The 18,831-nt window shown below is 59.9% G+C and carries 14 protein-coding genes; 6 read left to right on the plus strand and 8 right to left on the minus strand.

Going from position 1 to position 18,831, the window contains the following annotated elements; genetic code table 11:
- Window positions 1-5: 5 nt before the first annotated feature.
- Window positions 6-1,307, minus strand: coding sequence for an MFS transporter (locus CWM53_RS12750; RefSeq protein ID WP_100631676.1), 1,302 nt, complete (start codon window positions 1,305-1,307; stop codon window positions 6-8).
- Window positions 1,308-1,605: 298 nt separating this feature from the next.
- On the opposite strand from CWM53_RS12750, the gene CWM53_RS12755 reads away from it, so the two are divergent.
- On the plus strand, window positions 1,606-2,679 hold the full coding sequence (locus tag CWM53_RS12755) for a LacI family DNA-binding transcriptional regulator (protein WP_100631675.1): 1,074 nt from the start codon (window positions 1,606-1,608) through the stop codon (window positions 2,677-2,679).
- Here the strand turns inward: CWM53_RS12755 and CWM53_RS12760 are convergent.
- From CWM53_RS12760 to moeA, 6 genes are all read right to left on the minus strand, one after another.
- Window positions 2,676-3,941: a DUF1479 domain-containing protein gene (locus tag CWM53_RS12760; RefSeq protein WP_100729808.1), complete on the minus strand. Its 1,266-nt coding sequence runs from the start codon at window positions 3,939-3,941 to the stop codon at window positions 2,676-2,678. The genes CWM53_RS12755 and CWM53_RS12760 overlap by 4 nt on opposite strands.
- 140 nt (window positions 3,942-4,081) lie before the next feature.
- Entirely contained in the window at window positions 4,082-4,897 is an 816-nt protein-coding gene (locus CWM53_RS12765) for a Cof-type HAD-IIB family hydrolase (RefSeq protein WP_100729807.1), read from the minus strand.
- Window positions 4,898-5,077: 180 nt separating this feature from the next.
- Complete coding sequence (locus CWM53_RS12770) at window positions 5,078-7,510, minus strand: formate C-acetyltransferase/glycerol dehydratase family glycyl radical enzyme (RefSeq protein ID WP_100729806.1); 2,433 nt, start codon at window positions 7,508-7,510, stop codon at window positions 5,078-5,080.
- 4 nt (window positions 7,511-7,514) lie between these two features.
- On the minus strand, window positions 7,515-8,414 hold the full coding sequence (locus CWM53_RS12775; protein WP_074386456.1) for a glycyl-radical enzyme activating protein: 900 nt from the start codon (window positions 8,412-8,414) through the stop codon (window positions 7,515-7,517).
- Window positions 8,415-8,569: 155 nt separating this feature from the next.
- Window positions 8,570-9,325 carry a molybdopterin-synthase adenylyltransferase MoeB gene (moeB, locus tag CWM53_RS12780; protein ID WP_061155230.1) on the minus strand — a complete coding sequence of 252 codons (756 nt, stop codon included), beginning with the start codon at window positions 9,323-9,325 and terminating at the stop codon, window positions 8,570-8,572.
- Window positions 9,325-10,560, minus strand: a complete 1,236-nt coding sequence (gene moeA, locus CWM53_RS12785) for a molybdopterin molybdotransferase MoeA (protein WP_100729805.1) — start codon at window positions 10,558-10,560, stop codon at window positions 9,325-9,327. Before moeA ends, moeB begins: the two co-directional genes overlap by 1 nt.
- 233 nt (window positions 10,561-10,793) lie before the next feature.
- On the opposite strand from moeA, the gene iaaA reads away from it, so the two are divergent.
- From iaaA to gsiD, 5 genes are all read left to right on the plus strand, one after another.
- Window positions 10,794-11,735, plus strand: coding sequence for a beta-aspartyl-peptidase (iaaA, locus tag CWM53_RS12790; RefSeq protein WP_074386454.1), 942 nt, complete (start codon window positions 10,794-10,796; stop codon window positions 11,733-11,735).
- Between the two features lie 17 nt (window positions 11,736-11,752).
- Window positions 11,753-13,612, plus strand: a complete 1,860-nt coding sequence (gsiA, locus tag CWM53_RS12795) for a glutathione ABC transporter ATP-binding protein GsiA (RefSeq protein WP_100631672.1) — start codon at window positions 11,753-11,755, stop codon at window positions 13,610-13,612.
- Between the two features lie 32 nt (window positions 13,613-13,644).
- A complete protein-coding gene (gene gsiB, locus CWM53_RS12800) occupies window positions 13,645-15,186 on the plus strand; it encodes a glutathione ABC transporter substrate-binding protein GsiB (RefSeq protein WP_074386452.1) in 1,542 nt (513 codons plus the stop codon).
- A 72-nt stretch (window positions 15,187-15,258) separates the two neighbouring features.
- Complete coding sequence (gene gsiC, locus CWM53_RS12805) at window positions 15,259-16,179, plus strand: glutathione ABC transporter permease GsiC (RefSeq protein WP_008805798.1); 921 nt, start codon at window positions 15,259-15,261, stop codon at window positions 16,177-16,179.
- Window position 16,180: 1 nt separating this feature from the next.
- On the plus strand, window positions 16,181-17,092 hold the full coding sequence (gene gsiD / locus CWM53_RS12810) for a glutathione ABC transporter permease GsiD (protein ID WP_004147729.1): 912 nt from the start codon (window positions 16,181-16,183) through the stop codon (window positions 17,090-17,092).
- 333 nt (window positions 17,093-17,425) lie between these two features.
- Here the strand turns inward: gsiD and rimO are convergent, their stop codons facing one another.
- Window positions 17,426-18,751, minus strand: a complete 1,326-nt coding sequence (gene rimO / locus CWM53_RS12820) for a 30S ribosomal protein S12 methylthiotransferase RimO (protein ID WP_061155225.1) — start codon at window positions 18,749-18,751, stop codon at window positions 17,426-17,428.
- Between the last annotated feature and the right edge of the window lie 80 nt (window positions 18,752-18,831).

Below are 18,831 nucleotides of genomic sequence, written 5' to 3' on the forward strand. Positions count from 1 at the left end.
CACTCTCAGGCGCGCTTGGCGCGACGTTCAGCAATAAATGCCACCAGGAAAACGGCGCCAATCAGGTCAAAGAAACCCATGGCGATAAACAGCGGGTTGAAGCCAATTTTATCGGCGGTCACCCCGATCAATAACGAGAACAGGAAGCTGGCGATCCATGCCGCGGATCCGCGCATGCCGTTGACTGTCGCCATTTGCCCCTTGTCGAAAGATTCCACCACCAGCGCGCTGAGCATGCAGGAGATGATCTGGTGCCCGAAGCCGCCAATGGAGATCAGGACGATAGTGATATAGGGATCGCGGGTGATGGCGACGAGGGCCAGCGAGATCATCAGAAACGCGCCGGTCACTGAGCTGGCGATGACTGAGTTGACTCGCGTACAACCGAACCAGCGAACGTACAGGCGGGTGAGGTAGCCGCTAACCACGCTGCCAAGGTCGGCGGCGAGGAACGGCAGCCAGGCAAACATCGCTATCTGCTTCAGATCCATCCCGTGCTCTTTCGCCAGGTACAGCGGCACCCAGAAGCTCAGCACCGCCCAGGCGGGCTCGGCCATAAAGGCGGGGATGGCGATCCCGTAGAAACGTTTGTTCTTTGAGACGGTTTTTAGCGCGGTCAAAAAGGGCAGCTTCACCGGCGGGGCTTCGTTATCCTGCTTGATGTACTCCAGCTCGCTTTTGCTGAGGTTCGGGTGCTTTTCCGGGTTCTGATAGAAAGCCCACCACAGCACCACCCACAGCAGCGCCAGCGCGCCGGTAAACATAAACGCACCCTGCCAGCCGAAGGAGGCGTGGGCGAAGTAGATGATTGGCGGGGCCAGCATCGCGCCGATAGAGAAGCCGACACCAGCCCAGCCGGCGGCGATCGGTCGCTCGGATTTCGGGAACCACTCGCCGATGGTTTTGGCGTTGGCCGGCGTGGCGGCCGCTTCAGCGCCGCCCATAAAGAAGCGCAACATAGCCAGGTGCAGCCAGCTGCCGGCGCCGGCATGGGCGATACAAGCCAGCGCCCACAGGGTAGCGCAGATCATAAACCCGAGCTTCAGGCCGATGACGTCGATAAGCCAACCACAGAGCGGCTGGAAAATCGTGTAAGCCAGCTGAAACGCGCCGACGATCCAGGAATATTGTTCGGTGGTAATGCCGAGGGTCGCTTTCAGTTCCGGGGCGATAATCCCCAGCGAGTTGCGTGTGATGTAGTTGACGGTGACGCCAAGTAAAAACAGGACCAGCACCCACCAGCGCAGGTTTTTTACCACCCGGCGCGTTTTGCTGACCGCGATATCATTGTTGAGGCCTTGACTCATAGCACACTCCACAAGACGTTTGTAGGGGGAAAGTGACGGCCTCTTTCCGTGAGTGGTCACATATTTTTTTAACTATTTGAATAGTCTAATTTTTATCTCAACATCATTGGTATGACTAGTATGGGAGGTGTTGGACCAATTCAGGCTAAGGGAGAAAAATCGTCGGGCATAGCGCTATTTATGCAATTTTTTTCATGAAATGACGAAGATCTCATATTTCGCTGTGATATTTGCTTGCGTGAGGGGCTTTGGCGATTATGAAAATCCTTTCATTTTCCAATCGGAGCTGGATCACAAAATGGATAAAAAGCTGCGCGTTGCCGAAATTGCCGCCCGCACCGGGCTGTCGGCCAGCACGGTTTCACGCGTCCTGGCCGGGAAAGCGAATACCAGTGACAAGGCGCGCCGGGCGGTGCTGGACTGCGCCCGCGAGCTGGGGGTCATGCAAGGGCTGGCCGCCGGGCGTCTGCTGCTCAATAATCTGCTGGTGTTTGCCCCGCAGCGCGCCTTCGATGAACGGTCGGATATCTTCTACTACCGCGTGATCCAGAGCATCAATAACGCGCTGGCGGCGCATGAAGTGCGCCTGCGCTACTGCGCGCTGGACGAGAACGACAGCGACGCCAATCTGTTTCTTGCCCGCATGAACGAAGCGGAGACCCAGGCCGCGGTGCTGCTGGGGATTGACGATCCGCATATTCATGGCCTGGCGGCGGATCTGGGTAAACCCTGCGTATTAATCAACTGTCGGGATGAAGGGATGCGGCTGCCGTCCATTGCCCCCGACCATCGTCTGATTGGCCAGTGCGCGGCGCGCTATCTGTTTGATATGGGTCACCGGGCGGTGATGAATGTCATGTGCCTGCGCCGCTACACCATGGAGCTACGGCTGGGAGGGATCCAGGAGGCATGGCGCGCGCGCAATCTACGCTTTACCGCCAGCCGGGATCTCATCAGCGTCGCCAACTTTAGCGCCAGAGAGACGGAAGAGCAGGTCGGGGTCTGGCTCGACGCTTTACAGGGGCGCCCGATGCCCACCGCCTTCCTGGTGGGTGGTGATTTCATGGCCGCCGGCACCGTCAGCGCCCTGCAAAAACGAGGCCTGCGGGTGCCGCAGGATGTTTCGGTAATGAGTATCGACGGGTTTAATCTGGCGGCGATCCAGGAGGTGCCGCTGACCGCGGTGCATGTGCCGCGAGATGAGCTGGGCAGCGAGGCGGTGCATCTGCTACAGCAGCGCCTGCTGCGCCCGGAGGCTCCGCACGGCTCGCTACTGCTGCACGGCACGCTGGTGGTACGCGATTCTGTACGGCGGATCCGGCCGGGCAAGAGCCATACCGCCGTCGAGCCGCAGGGGCTGTATGATGATTAAACCGGGATACCCAGCGCCCGTTTCCCGTGGATATTCAGATCCTCAAGGGTGAAGCGCCCCTGCCAGCTGGCTTCATAGTCCTCGCGCGGAAAATCCCCCGGCGAGGCGCCTTTTTCCACAGCAATTTTCACTTTCTGCGCGTAGGCGAGGTTTTTCTCGCACATCGGCGCGGCCGGGATGTACATCACGTTGCCCCAGCCCTGTTGATTTTCCACCGGCGCCACTGAGTGAATAACATCGCAGTGCCACCAGACGGAGTCCCCGGCATTCAGCGCCGGAATCGAGCTTAACGCTTTAATTAAGAGCGGGTGCCACTGCTCAGAGATCGGCAGCACTCTGCCCGGCGCGACGCCGCACAGTTCATCTTCCGGCACATCGTCAAGCAGGGGGCGCAGCAGCACATAAGCCATCGCCTCGGGGATCGGCACCACGTGCAGCAGCCCCTGACCCGGGATCATGTCCGACAGCGCGGTCCAGCCCTGGAAGGTGCGGAACACCGAGCATTTGGTGGTGTTGTCGACGGTGTACTCTTCCACTTCGGTACGGTGCGCCGCGTCCCACGGATCGTAGGCGTCGATATTGCCATTAAAGACGTTGGCGAAAACCTGCTGATAGGCGGGAAGCAGCCAGCGCTCCAGCGCCCCGGAATCGGTATGCGCCCCCAGCCCCTTTGACGTGGTTCCCGGCGGACGACGACGAATGCGGTCAGGATAAATCACGCTGACATCCGGATCGAACCAGCGCTTGCCATTCTGCTCAAAGCGCCACAGGCGGTTGAGGAAGGATTGCACTGCTGCCATTTCATCGCTCTGGCGAGCCTGCATCTGTGAGGGCGACCAGTAGATCGGATAGATTTCCGGGCGCGAGGCCTCCAGCGAACCGAAGAAGCTGTCGCCAGGCCCTTTGTAAACATCATCGAAGTGGTTCAGATCGAGGTATTCCAGCATCGCGTTATCCCAGGCCAGCGCCTGTTCGCGCGGGTAGTGGCCTTTGATGACCGCGCAGCCCCGGCGCTTAATCGCCGCGCGCTGCGCATCGCTCACGTTACCCTGGGCGATATCGCTGAACGGGATCGTCGGCCAGACCTCCTGGCCTGCGGCTTTCAGGGCCTCAATCTCTTCCAGGCGCTCTGTGATGCGTGCCGAGAGTTTATCGAATACCGCCTGGACATCGCCGATTTGCGCCCGTAAGGCCTGTTTCATCTGGCGAATTGCCGCTTTGTGGTCGGCAGGTAATGTTTCGTGGGTCGGGAGAGCAGCCATAATAACCTCGCTGTATCTTTCATTCGAAAGTGTTAAATCTTACAAACGTTAATTTAAGTTAAAATGGAGTTAATGCAAGTTTAAAATCTTGCTGCGGCGCACAAAATGGAAAAGCCGGGGCGCGCTGCCCCGGCGAAGGGTCACGCGTTGAAGGGGGCGGTGTTATCGAGGACGGCCTGAATGACGTTCAGCGCGCCGTCATGGTTGTTATCGTCAGTGGCGTAGCCAGCGATGGCTTTGATGCTGTCAGCAGCGTTGCCCATGGCAAAGGCGTATTTCACCAGCTTCAGCATTTCGGCGTCGTTGCCGCTGTCGCCGATGGCCACGCACTGCTGCGGCGAAAGGTTCCAGCGTTTGAGCAGGCGGCTGATGCCGTTGGCTTTATGCAGGCCGGGGATGATCAAATCGACAAAACCAAAGCCGCTGGTGACCGGCTTCATGATCCCGTCGAGCGACACGTGCAGCTTATCGATCAGCTGTGGGATCTCGCTGTCCGGCAGGTTGAGGGAGAATTTAAACAGCGTGTCGTCGATGCGATGGTAATTGCTTACCCGCTGCAGACGGTGGTAGTGCTTTGACATCAGGTCGACGAAGGCATCCGGAGCTTTATCGCTCACATACGCGCTCTGCAGGCCGCAGGCGACGAAGTTCAGCTGCGGATCGTTAAGTAATTCCCCGATCACCACCTGCGATTCGTGGCGGGTCAGTTCGCCGTGGAACAGCTGTTTACCATGCTCAAAGACCAGCGCGCCGTTTTCGGCGACGAACGAAATCTGCTCGCGGATTTCCGGAAAAAATGAGATCAGCTGATAGTACTGGTTGCCGCTGGCGACAACAAATTCAATACCTTGCTGTTTGAGCTGCGCAAACTGCGCGAGGAAACGCGGGCGGTCGTACTGCTTGGCGTCATTGAGAAAAGTTCCGTCCATATCGGTGACGATAACTTTAACGGTCATAAGGGGATGCTCCTGGCTTAACTTCGACCAGTAACATTCTAATTACAATGTGATGGGGAGCACAAATTTATTTCGAATGAAAGTTCACTCAGCGCAGAAAACGCCGGGTGGCAACGTTGCCTTACCCGGCCTGCGGAGCAGGGTAGGCCCGCTAAGCATAGCGCCAGCGGGCACGAAGGGTTACAGCGTATGTTCGGTTCGGGCGATGATATCGTCCTGGGTATCTGGCGACAGCGCGGTGAAGAATGCCGAGTATCCGGCGACGCGGACCACCAAATCGCGGTACTGGTCAGGGTGTTTCTTCGCCTCCAGCAGCGTGTCGCGTGACACGATGTTGTACTGGATATGCCAGCCTTTGTGCACCTCGAAGAAGGTGCGCAGCAGCACCATCAGCTTCTGCTTGTCGGACTCGTTCTCCAGCGTGGACGGATTCAGCTTCTGGTTAAGCAGCACGCCGCCGAGGATCGCCCCGGTGGGGAGTTTGCCCACCGAACTGATGACCGCTGTCGGCCCCAGATGGTCGGTACCGGAGGCCGGGCTGGCCCCCTCCGCCAGTGGAGTGTGCGCTTTACGGCCATCCGGGGTCGCCATGGTCTGGGCGCCGAACGGAACGTTGGCGGAGATAGAGGACGTGCCGGCGTAATAGTTGCCGCCGATTGGGCCGCGGCCATAACGCGGGTTGTGATACTGCTTCAGCTCGTCGATATAGGTCTGGTAGGCCCGCGCCAGCAACTCGTCGACGCTGTCATCATCGTTACCGTACTTCGGCGCGCCGTTGATCAACCGCTGGCGCAGCTGCTCGTGGGTCAGACCGTCGAAATCTTCCGCCAGCGCCTTCGCCAGTTCCTGCTGGCCGATGGCGCCCTGATCGAAGACCAGTTTTTTCACCGCCGCCAGGCTGTTGCCGAGGTTGGCGATGCCTACCTGCAGGCCGGAAACCCAGTCATACTTGGCGCCGCCTTGCTTGATGCTCTTCGCCCGTTCAATACAGTCATCCACCAGCGCCGAACAGAGAATATCGTGGACGTTCTCCTCCAGCATGGTATCGACCACATACTCAATCTCAATGGATTTACGGGTGTAGTAGCGGATCTGGTTATCCCAGTCGGCCAGCACCTGGTCGAAATTAGCGAAGTTGCCTTTCGACAGGGCATGCTCCTGGGGCAGGAATACCTGACCGCTGGTGGCATCGCGGCCGCCTTCCAGCGTCGCCAGCATCACCCGCGCGAAGTTGATAAAGCTCATGCCGGTGCAGCGATAGCCCCATTTGCCGCCGACCGCGGTTTCGATGCAGCCGATGGCGGCGTAATCGTAGGCGTCCTGTGGCTCGATGCCGAGTTTGATAAATTCCGGAATGACGATTTCATCGTTATTAAACGCCGGTATGCCGAAGCCGCAGCGGATCACCTGGACGCAGGCGTCGAGGAAGTCGTTGCTCATCCCGGCATGGTAACGCACGCTGAGGTTCGGCTGGGTAGAGCGCAGACGACCACAGGATTCCAGGATGGCATACGACAGCGGGTTGACGGCATCTTGCGGCTGGCCGTCGACCAGGTTCTGGCCGCCAATGGTGACGTTCTGGTACAGCGGGCTGCCGGCAGAGGCCTTGGAGTGCGAGCCGGAGCGAATTTTGTTGACCTCCAGCAGCTTCAGCCAGCAGCTGTGCAGCAGCTCAATGGCCTGTTCGCGATCCAGCGATTGCTGCAGTTCAACGTCGCGGCGGTAGTACGGATAGAGGTACTGGTCCATACGGCCAAAGGAGACCGAGTGGCCATTGGATTCAATCTGCAGGATCAACTGAATGAAGTAGCACAGCTGCAGTGCCTGCCAGAAGGTTTTCGGCGGCTCATGGGCGATGATGTCGCAGTTTTCGGCAATCGTCAGCAGCTCGTGGCGGCGTGATTCGCGGGATTCTGCTGTCGCCATCTCGCGCGCCAGTGCGGCGAAGCGTTTGCTGTGGTCGCTGACCGCTTCCAGAACGATATCAATCGCTTTCAGGAACTGTTCGCCATGCAGGTCTTCCAGTACCGTCAGGTTAATGCGCGACCGGCGTTCAGCAACCTTGGCGCGCATGCCGTCGAGGCCTTTTTCCAGCAGTAACGGGAAGTTGACCGCCAGGTGGGCGTCACCGGAAGTCATGTTGCCTTCCGCCTTGATAATACCGGTGGCGAGGAGCGCCTTCTGCTCATCGGTAAACATACCGTAGCAGCGGTCCTGTACGGTCTGCCCGCGCCACCATGGGCACACTTCATGCAGCACGCGTTTGTTCTCTTCGCTGACCGAGAAGCCGGCGCCGGGGCGGTCGGCGAGATCGTCGATCTCTTTCTCAATCCAGCTGACGGTGTATTCCGGGAAAATCGGCGCAGCGCGCACTTCGCTGGCCTGGTTGCCGACGATCAGCTCATCGTGCTTGATCCAGATGGTGCGCTCCGCCAGGTGGTGGGCGAGGGCCAGGGCGCGACGCACCGGGATCGGTTTATCGAGATGTTGCTGATACATCTCGGTGTAGTGGCGGGCGCGCTCGGTACAGACCGGCGGCTTAACGATATGCACCAGCGCCATTTTATGGGCCTGGATGCGGGCGCTGAGGGTGTTGAGTTTCAGGGTCGTCATAGGGTTATCCTCGTAAGATCGCCGTTAGCCCCTTGCTCCGCGCATAATCTTGCGCAAAGGTGAGCAGCTCAGGAGCATCCAGCGGTTTGTCCGGTGCGGTGTAGGGCTGACTGAGTAACTGGTATTTGTTCATTCCCAGCGTGTGGTACGGCAGGAAATGGATTTCGCTGACCTGCAGGCGGTCGGCGGCAAAATCGGTGATCGCGGCAATGTCGGTTTCGCTGGCGTTGAATCCCTGGATCAGCGGCACGCGAATAATCATTTTTTTCCCTGCCTGCGCCAGACGCTGCAGGTTATCCAGCACCCGGCGGGCGCTGCCGTCGGTCCACTGCTGGAACACAGCTTCGTCGACATGCTTGAGGTCGGCGAGAAACAGGTCAACAAAGGGCAGGGAGGGAGCAATGTATTTCCACGGCACGTGCAGGCAGGTTTCCACGGCGGTGTGAATACCAGCCTGATGGCTGGCTTCGAAAAGCGCCTGCGCCAGCGTCGGGTTCATAAAGGGTTCGCCGCCGGAAAGGGTGATGCCGCCGCCACTGCGATCGTAGAACGGTTTATCACGCAGCACCGTCGCCATGATCGCTTCGACGTTTTTCTCCTCGCCGCAGACCGTTAGGGCGGTGGTGGGGCAGCAGTCACGCAGCGCAGTAATATGCTTGTCGTTAACGTTTTGCCGATTAATGATCAAACCATCGAGGGTACGGGTGATAACCTCCGGCGCCGCCTGCTGGCACAAATCGCAGCCGGCCAGGCACAGCCGCGAGTCATACAGCAGATCTTCGCTGCGGGCGCGGCTTTCCGGGTTCTGGCACCAGCGGCAGCCCAGCGAGCAGCCTTTCAGGAAGACGACGGTACGGATCCCTGGGCCGTCATGGGTGGAATAGCGCTGGATGTTGAAGATCATGGCTTATCCTCTTGTTTGCGTATGAACATAAAAACACTTTCGAATGAAAGTTATATTGACGCAAATCAATAAGCGGGATGGGGATAAGCCCCTGGGGATAAAATAACGAGAGAGGTCACAAAACCACCGACGACCCTCGTCGCCGGTGTGGGGGGTTAGTGCGAACCGCATACCTCGCACTGCGGATGACGCATCAGCTTCATTTCACGAAACTGGCAGGTCATGGCGTCGTACATCACGATTTTTCCGCTGGCAGGGGTGCCGTAGCCGGTTAGCAGTTTAATGGCCTCCATCGCCTGCAGCGAACCGATAGTGCCCACCAGCGGGGCCATTACCCCGGCTTCGACGCAGGTGAGGGCATTTTCGCCGAACAGACGGCTCAGGCAGCGGTAGCAGGGTTCGCCATCCTGATACGTGAAGACGCTGATTTGCCCCTCCATGCGGATCGCCGCCCCGGAGACCAGCGGGGTGGTGTGCTGGAAACAGCCGGCGTTGAGCTGGTTACGAATGGCGACGTTGTCGGTGCAGTCCAGCACCAGATCGTGATCGGCAATCTGCCCCGCCAGCGCGGTCTCATCCAGCAAGGCATTGAGCGTAACCAGCCGGACGTGCGGGTTAATCCGCGCCAGCGCCTCGCGGGCAGAATCCACCTTCGGCTGGCCGAGGGTGGCGTCGCTGTGCAGCGTCTGGCGTTGCAGGTTGGACAACGAGACGGTGTCGAAATCGAGCAGGGTGAGCTGACCCACTCCGGCGGCGGCCAGATACTGCGCGGCGGCGCAGCCGAGCCCGCCGAGGCCGACCACCAGCACGCGAGCGGCTTTTAACCGCTCCTGGCCGTCAAAATCAAAACCGCGCAAGACGATCTGCCGGTTATAGCGCAGCATCTCTTCATCGCTCAGCTCAACGGTCATTACCGCCCTCCAAACAGGTGACTGAACGGTTCGACCTCGACCCATTCGCCTGCTTCAACGTGGCCGCGCTCACGCTCCAGCACGATAAAGCAGTCGCCGAGGCTGAAGGAACTAAAAATGTGCGAGCCCTGATGGCCGGTGGTGGTCACCACCAGCTCGCCGTCGGGGTTGCGCTGCAGAATACCGCGCTGAAAATCGAGACGACCCGGGGACTTTTTCAGTCGCGTGGCGGCGCGTACCCGCAGGCGGGGTGGCTGAAGCGGGCCGTGCTTGCCCGAGAGTTTCGCCAGCAGCGGCTGCACCAGCTGACAGAAGGTGACGGTGGCGGAAACCGGGTTACCCGGCAGGCCGCAGAACCAGCTGCTGCTGAGTTTGCCGAAGGCGAAGGGTTTCCCCGGCTTGATCGCCAGCTTCCAGAAGCCGATTTCGCCCAGCTCTTCAAGAATGGTTTTGGTGTAGTCGGCTTCGCCCACCGAGACGCCACCGGAGCTGATGACCACGTCAGCCTGCTGGTCGGCGGCGATAAACGCGTCACGCAGCTTCGCCGGGTCGTCAGGAATAATGCCGAGGTTAATGACCTCGTAGCCCAGCTGCTGCAGCATCAGGTGCACCGCCAGGCGGTTGGTATCGTAAATCTGGCCGTCGCCGAGCGGTTGACCCGGCAGCTGCAGCTCATCGCCGGTTGAGAAGACCGCGACGCGGACCTTGCGCACCACCTCGACCTCGGCAATGCCCAGCGAGGCCAGCACCGGCAGCTCGGCCACCGTCAGCGGCGTCCCCGCCGGGAAGACCACCGCGCCGTGGGCGATATCTTCTCCACGGCGGCGAATATGCTGCCCGGCTTTGACTGGCGCGGTAAAGCGCACGCCGGCGTCGGTCTGTTCGATCTCTTCCTGCATTACCACCGCATCGCAGTCTGCAGGCACCGGCGCGCCGGTCATGATGCGGATACAGGTACCCGCCGGCCAGGTCTCGTTAAACGGTTGGCCGGCAAAGGCCTTACCGGCGACCGGCAGCGCCGCGCCGTCGCGAAGATCGCTTAGCCGGACGGCATAGCCATCCATCGCCGCGTTATCAAAGCCGGGGACATCCAGCGGGGAGACGATGTCATGGGCGGTCACGCGCGAGAAGGCCTGCAACAGCGGTACAGTTTCCGTCGCGCTCAGCGGCGTAATACGATCGAGCATCTGGGTGAGGGCTGTGTCGAGCGGCATCAGTCCGGCGGTAAAATCCATGGGTCACTCCTGCGGGCAAAACAGCGAAAACGCCTATTATGGCAGAAAAGCGGCGCGGGCTGTATGCCACCTGGGTACGAGGCTTTACATCGCCCGCCGCTCTTTCTATATTCAAAAATTGTATAAGACATTCAGCAATATAATGATATCAATACCCTATTCCTGACGTGACCGGCGCCGCGACGCTGCGCAACAGGGCGGGGCTATCCACTTCATCGTTAAGGACTGGCGAAATGGGCAAAGCGGTTATAGCAATTCACGGCGGCGCAGGGGCGATTTCCCGCGCGCAGATGACGCCGGAACGGGAGCGGGAGTATGTGGCGGCGCTGTCGGCAATCGTCGAAAGCGGGCAGAAAATGTTGGCCGCGGGCGCCAGTGCGCTGGATACCGTGACTGAAGCCGTCCGTCTGCTGGAAGAGTGCCCGCTGTTTAACGCCGGGATGGGCTCAGTATTTACCCACGATCAAACCCATGAACTGGACGCCTGCGTGATGGATGGCTATAGCCTGCAGGCGGGCGCGGTGGCTGGGGTCAAACATTTGCGTAATCCGGTGCTGGCGGCGCGTCTGGTACTGGAGGAGAGCCCGCACGTGCTGCTGATTGGCGAGGGCGCGGAAAATTTCGCCTTCTCCCGGGGGATGGAACGCGTCGAAAACGATCTCTTCTCCACGCCCGAGCGCCTGCTGCAGCTGCAGGAGGCGAAAGCGGGCGGGGAGATTATCCTCGACCACCACGCCGCCCCGCTCGATGAACGCCAGAAAATGGGCACCGTCGGCGCGGTGGCGCTCGACCTGGCTGGCAATCTGGCGGCGGCGACCTCCACCGGCGGCATGACCAACAAGCTGCCCGGACGCGTCGGCGACAGCCCGCTGCCGGGCGCGGGATGCTATGCCAACAATGCCAGCGTGGCGGTCTCCTGCACCGGCACCGGCGAAGTCTTTATGCGCACCCTGGCGGCCTACGATATCGCCGCCTTAATGGAGTATGGTCAGCTGAGTCTCTACACCGCCTGCGAGCGGGTGGTGATGGAAAAACTGCCCGCTCTCGGCGGTAGCGGCGGGCTGATTGCCGTCGATCGCGAAGGTAACGTCGTTTTACCGTTTAACAGTGAGGGCATGTACCGCGCCTGGTGCTATGCCGGCGATACGCCGACCATTGGCATTTATCGCGAATAGAAGAAGGGAGAGGGAGATTGTCGCAAACTCACGAAACCGATACCTGCGAAGTGCTGGTAGTGCGCAACCTGAACGTGGCCTTTCGCCAACAGGATGCGCCAGAGGTGCAGGCTGTGCGTCAGCTTTCCTTCAGCCTGCGTCGCGGCGAGACGCTGGCGATAGTGGGTGAGTCCGGTTCGGGAAAATCGGTGACCGCGCTGGCGCTGATGCGTTTGCTTGACGCTGCCAGCAGCGAAGTGAGCAGCGAGGGGCTGTGGCTGCGGCGGCGTAACCGGCAGGTGATCGCGCTCAATGAGCAAACGGACGCCGAGATGCGCCGGGTGCGCGGCGCGGATCTGGCCATGATTTTTCAGGAGCCGATGACCTCGCTGAATCCGGTTTTTACCATCGGCGAACAAATTGCCGAATCCCTGCGCCTGCACCAGGGGCTGGGGCGCGAAGAGGCGCTGCGCGCGGCGAAAAAGATGCTCGACCAGGTGCGTATTCCCCAGGCGGAAGAGATGCTCTCACGCTATCCGCACCAGCTCTCCGGCGGCATGCGCCAGCGGGTGATGATCGCCATGGCGCTCTCCTGTCGGCCGGCGGTGTTGATAGCCGATGAGCCGACCACGGCGCTGGATGTCACCATCCAGGCGCAAATTTTGCAACTCATTGCCGTCCTGCAAAAGGAGATGGCGATGGGGGTGATCTTTATCACCCACGATATGGGCGTCGTGGCCGATATCGCCGATCGGGTGCTGGTGATGTATCGCGGTGAGGCGGTAGAGACCGGCAGCGTTGAGGAGATCTTTCGTTCGCCGCAGCATCCTTATACTCAGTCGCTGCTGGCGGCGGTCCCGCGGCTGGGGGAGATGCGGGGTCAGGATCTGCCGCGCCGTTTTTCGCTTCCCGGTCAGCCGCAGGCGGAGACAGAAACGCCAGACACGGTGGCGGCGGGGGAGCCTATCCTGCAGGTGCGCGACCTGGTGGCCCGTTTTCCGGTGCGCGGCGGGCTGCTCAATCGCGTGACGCGCGAAGTGCATGCGGTGGAGAAGGTCAGTTTTGATCTCTGGCCGGGAGAAACTCTGTCGCTGGTGGGCGAGTCCGGCTGCGGCAAGTCGACCACCGGCCGGGCGCTGTTGAGACTGGTAGAGACCCAGGGAGGCACCATTACCTTCGACGGCCAACGGATTGATACGCTCTCCGGCAGCAAGCTGCAGTCCCTGCGCCGCAATATTCAGTTTATTTTTCAGGATCCTTACGCTTCGCTTGACCCGCGTCAGACGGTCGGTGACTCGATTATGGAACCGCTGCGGGTGCATGGCCTGCTGCACGGGGAAGCAGCCCGTGAGCGGGTTTCCTGGCTGCTGAAGCGCGTGGGGCTTCAGCCGGAGCATGCCTGGCGCTACCCTCATGCCTTTTCCGGCGGCCAACGGCAGCGGATCTGCATTGCCCGCGCGCTGGCGCTGAATCCGAAGGTGGTGATAGCCGATGAGTCGGTGTCGGCCCTGGATGTCTCCATTCGGGCGCAGATTATCAATCTGATGCTCGATCTTCAGCGCGAGATGGGCATCGCGTTTCTGTTTATTTCCCATGATATGGCGGTGGTGGAGCGCATCAGCCACCGCGTGGCGGTGATGTACCGCGGTCGCATTGTCGAAATAGGCCCGCGCCGCGCGGTGTTTGAAAACCCGCAGCACCCCTATACCCGTAAGCTAATGGCCGCCGTACCGGTGGCCGACCCGGCCTACCGTCATCCGCAGCGGGTCCTGCTGTCTGATGACGTCCCGGGCAATATCTATAAGCGGGGCGAGGAGATCGCCAGCGTGCCATTGCAGCAGGTTGGGCCGGGCCACTTTGTCGCCCGCGAGTCCGCCGATGTGCTGGGCAGAGCATAACAACACATAACGCACTTTTTCAGGAGAACACGATGACACAACCTGTTTCACGCAAATGGTGGCTGGCGCTGAGTATCGCGGCGGCCCTGGCGAGCGCCCCCGCCTTTGCCGCCAAAGATGTGGTAGTGGCGGTCGGGTCTAACTTTACGACGCTCGATCCCTATGATGCCAACGATACGCTGTCGCAGGCGGTGGCGAAGTCCTTTTATCAAGGCCTGTTCGGCCTTGATAAAGAGATGAAGCTGCAAAATGTTCTTGCCGAGAGCTATACCGTGTCACCGGACGGCCTGGTGTACACCATCAAGCTGCACAGCGGGGTGAAATTCCAGGATGGCACCGACTTTAACGCCGAGGCGGTCAAGGCTAACCTTGATCGCGCGAGTAACCCGGATAACCATCTCAAGCGCTATAACCTGTATAAAAATATCGCCAGCACCGAGGCGGTCGATCCGACCACGGTCAAAATTACCCTGAAGCAACCCTTCTCGGCGTTTATTAACATTCTCGCCCATCCGGCAACGGCGATGATTTCGCCGGCGGCGCTGAAAAAATATGGCAAGGATATTGGCTTCCATCCGGTGGGTACCGGGCCGTATAAGCTCGACACCTGGAACCAGACAGATTTCGTGAAGGTCAGCAAGTTCGATGGTTACTGGCAGCCGGGCCTGCCGAAGCTGGACTCCATCACCTGGCGTCCGGTAGTGGATAACAACACCCGGGCGGCGATGCTGCAGACCGGCGAAGCGCAGTTTGCTTTCCCGATCCCTTACGAACAGGCGCCGCTGCTGGCAAAAAACAGCAAACTGGAGCTGGTGGCCAGCCCGTCGATCATGCAGCGCTACATCAGCATGAACGTGACGCAGAAGCCGTTCGAAAATCCGAAGGTGCGTGAAGCCATCAACTATGCGATTAACCGTCAGGCACTGGTCAAGGTGGCGTTTGCCGGATACGCCACCCCGGCGACCGGGGTGGTGCCGCCGTCGATTGCCTACGCCCAGACTTACACCGCCTGGCCCTACGATCCGGCGAAAGCTCGCCAGTTGCTGAAAGAGGCTGGGTACCCTAACGGCTTCAGCACCACGCTGTGGTCATCACATAATCACAGTACCGCGCAGAAAGTGCTGCAGTTCACCCAGCAGCAGCTGGCGCAGGTGGGGATTAAGGCGCAGGTGACGGCGATGGACGCTGGTCAGCGGGCGGCGGAAGTGGAAGGTAAAGGGCAGAAAGAGAGCGGGGTACGGATGTTCTATACCGGCTGGTCCGCCTCCACCGGTGAAGCCGACTGGGCGCTGTCGCCGCTGTTCGCCTCGCAAAACTGGCCGCCGACGCTGTTTAATACCGCGTTTTACAGCAACCCGCAGGTGGATAACGCGCTGAGCGAGGCGCTGAAAACCACCGACCCGCAAGAGAAAACCAAACTCTATAAAGAGGCGCAGGATATTATCTGGAAAGAGTCGCCGTGGGTACCGCTGGTGGTCGAGAAACTGGTCTCCGCCCACAGCAAGAACCTCACCGGTTTCTATATCCAGCCGGATACTGGCTTTAGTTTTGAACAGGCAGATTTAACACCGTGAAGGATGGGATGATGCCCTCCGGCGCCAGCGCGCGGGGGGCGGTTTTTCCGCGGGGCGGGTTGCGGAGGTATGATGCTCAACTATGTGATTAAGCGCCTGCTGGGGCTGATCCCCACCCTGCTTATCGTCGCAGTACTGGTGTTTTTGTTCGTCCATATGCTGCCCGGTGACCCGGCGCGGCTGATTGCCGGACCGGAGGCCGATGCCCAGGTGGTGGCGATGGTGCGCCAGCAACTGGGGCTTGACCAGCCGCTGCATGTCCAGTTCTGGCACTACATCACCAACGTACTGCGCGGCGATTTTGGCATTTCCATGGCCTCGCGGCGTCCCGTTTCCAGTGAAATAGCCAGCCGCTTTATGCCCACGCTGTGGCTGACGCTGGCCAGCATGAGCTGGGCGGTATTGTTCGGGATGGCGGCGGGGATCGCGGCGGCAGTGTGGCGCAATCGCTGGCCTGACCGTCTGGGAATGGCGTTGGCGGTGAGCGGCATTTCGTTTCCGGCTTTTGCTCTCGGCATGCTGCTGATGCAGGTGTTTTCGGTTGAGCTGGGCTGGCTGCCGACGGTGGGGGCCGACAGCTGGCGGCACTATATTTTGCCGTCGTTGACCCTTGGCGCGGCGGTGGCGGCGGTCATGGCGCGCTTTACCCGCGCGTCGTTCGTCGATGTGTTGCATGAAGATTACATGCGTACCGCGCGGGCGAAAGGGGTGAGCGAAACGTGGGTGGTGCTCAAGCATGGCCTGCGCAACGCGATGATCCCGGTGGTGACCATGATGGGGCTGCAGTTCGGTTTTCTGCTCGGTGGGTCGATCGTCGTGGAAAAGGTGTTTAACTGGCCGGGGCTTGGGCGCCTGTTGGTCGATTCGGTAGAGATGCGCGATTACCCGGTGATTCAGGCGGAAGTCCTGCTCTTTTCGCTGGAGTTTATTCTTATCAATTTAGTGGTGGATGTGCTGTACGCGGCCATTAACCCGGCTATCAGGTATAAGTAAGGTGCGATTGCTCAACTGGAGAAGGCAGGCGGCGCTGAACGCCATGCCGGGTATCAGACCCGGCGAGATCCATACCCCATGGCATGAGTTCTGGCGGCGCTTTCGTCGCCAGCCGGTGGCGATGGGCGCCGGTATTTTCGTGCTGTTGCTGATTGCGGTAGCCATCGTTGCCCCATGGATAGCGCCGTACGATGCGGAAAATTATTTCGACTATGACCGGCTTAACGAGGGGCCCTCGCTGGTGCACTGGTTCGGTGTCGACTCGCTGGGACGCGATATTTTCAGCCGGGTGCTGGTCGGGGCGCAGATCTCGCTGGCTGCCGGGGTACTGGCGGTGCTGATTGGCGCGGCCATCGGCACGGTGCTTGGGCTGCTGGCCGGGTACTATGAGGGCTGGTGGGACCGGCTCATTATGCGACTTTGCGACGTGCTGTTCGCCTTTCCGGGGATCCTTCTGGCGATTGCGGTGGTTGCCGTCATGGGCAGCGGGATGGCCAACGTGATCATCGCCGTGGCGATCTTCTCGATCCCGGCGTTTGCTCGTCTGGTGCGCGGCAATACGCTGGTGTTAAAGCAGCAGACCTTTATTGAATCGGCGCGCAGCATCGGCGCCAGCGACGCCACCATTCTGTTCAACCACATCCTGCCGGGGACGGTGTCATCGATCGTGGTTTATTTCACGATGCGTATTGGGGTGTCGATTATTTCCGCCGCCAGCCTGTCGTTTCTCGGCCTCGGCGCGCAGCCGCCCACTCCGGAGTGGGGCGCGATGCTCAACGAGGCGCGGGCGGATATGGTGATGTCCCCGCACGTGGCGCTGTTTCCGGCGGTGGCGATTTTTGTGACCGTGCTGGCGTTTAATCTGCTGGGAGATGGCTTGCGCGATGCGCTGGATCCGAAGTTAAAGGGGTAGGGTGAGGGAAAGCTCCGCCGTGCGGTGCTTTATATTATTTGTGGCTTCAGCGCACATTGCGCTCCCGGTTAGTCTTCTGCGTTATGTCTCTCATAGCGCAGGGAGCGCACAGGGGGCGGCCAGTCGCCGCCGTCCCCTGTCCCCCCGGGCTCCGGCCAGCACCGGCAGTTTCAGCAACAATGGTGAATAAATTAACGACAGGTCGCACGAACTGTAGGCCGGGTAAGGCGTTAGCCACCACCCGGCATAAAAGCAGCTCCGCGCCCGCTGTCCTTGCTGGGCTTGGGGGGCGCCTACGGGAGAACCCCGTATGGCGCTATCTGGTAAGCAGAATTAGACCCGGGTACCCCACAGGTCGTATTCGTCGGCATGCTCAACTTTCACCCGTACCACGTCGCCCGGCTTAACGCGGGTTTCGCCGTTCAGGTAGACCGCACCGTCGATTTCAGGGGCATCGGCCATGCTGCGGCCAATGGCGCCTTCTTCGTCAACTTCATCCACCAGTACCATGATTTCGCGGCCCACTTTCTCCTGCAGACGCTCGGCAGAGATCTGCTGCTGCAGCTGCATAAAGCGGTTCCAGCGCTCTTCTTTCACTTCTTCCGGTACCTGATCCGCCAGTTCGTTGGCGGTGGCGCCTTCTACCGGGCTGTATTTGAAGCAGCCGACGCGGTCGAGACGCGCCTCTTTCAGGAAGTCGAGCAGCATCTGGAAATCTTCTTCCGTTTCGCCCGGGAAGCCCACGATAAAGGTAGAGCGCAGGGTCAGATCCGGGCAAATTTCACGCCACTGCTTAATGCGCGCCAGCTGGCGGTCTGCAGAGCCAGGACGCTTCATCAGCTTCAGAATACGCGGGCTGGCGTGCTGCAGCGGAATGTCGAGATACGGCAGGATCTTGCCTTCCGCCATCAGCGGGATCACATCGTCGACGTGCGGGTACGGGTAGACATAGTGCAGGCGAACCCAGATGCCGAGCTTCGCCAGCTCTTCGCACAGGCTGACCATGCTGGTCTTCACCGGCATGCCGTTGTGGAAACCGGTACGGTGCTTGACGTCGACGCCGTAGGCGGAGGTGTCCTGAGAAATCACCAGCAGCTCTTTCACACCGGCGTCAGCGAGGCGTTTGGCTTCCGCCAGCACTTCGCCAATCGGACGGCTCACCAGATCGCCACGCATGGACGGGATGATGCAGAAGGTACAGCGATGGTTGCAGCCTTCAGAAATTTTTAAGTAGGCGTAGTGGCGCGGGGTCAGCTTAACACCCTGTTCCGGCACCAGGCTGAGGAACGGGTTGTGCTTCGGCTTCGGCGAGTAGTGGTGGACGTGCTCCAGCACCTGCTCATAACTGTGCGGACCGGTGATCTCCAGCACCTTCGGGTGAACTTCGCGGATCTGATCCTCTTTCGCGCCGAGGCAGCCGGTGACGATCACCTTGCCGTTCTCTTTCAACGCTTCGCCGATCGCTTCCAGCGATTCCTGCACAGCGCTATCGATAAAGCCGCAGGTGTTAACGATGACCATATCGGCGTTGTCGTAGGTGGGGACGACGTCATAACCTTCGGTGCGCAGTTCGGTCAGGATACGCTCTGAGTCCACGAGATTTTTCGGGCAGCCCAGGGAGACGAAGCCGATTTTCGGCTGGTGCGTGACATTGCTCATAGCTTAAAAAGTGTTCAATTATTGGAATGGTCAGGGCAGGAATTCTACAGATCTTTGCGAAAAAGAGTATAGCTCCATCG

Origin of the sequence: Klebsiella sp. A-Nf5, assembly GCF_002810545.1 — a bacterium.
GTDB lineage: Bacteria > Pseudomonadota > Gammaproteobacteria > Enterobacterales > Enterobacteriaceae > Klebsiella > Klebsiella variicola.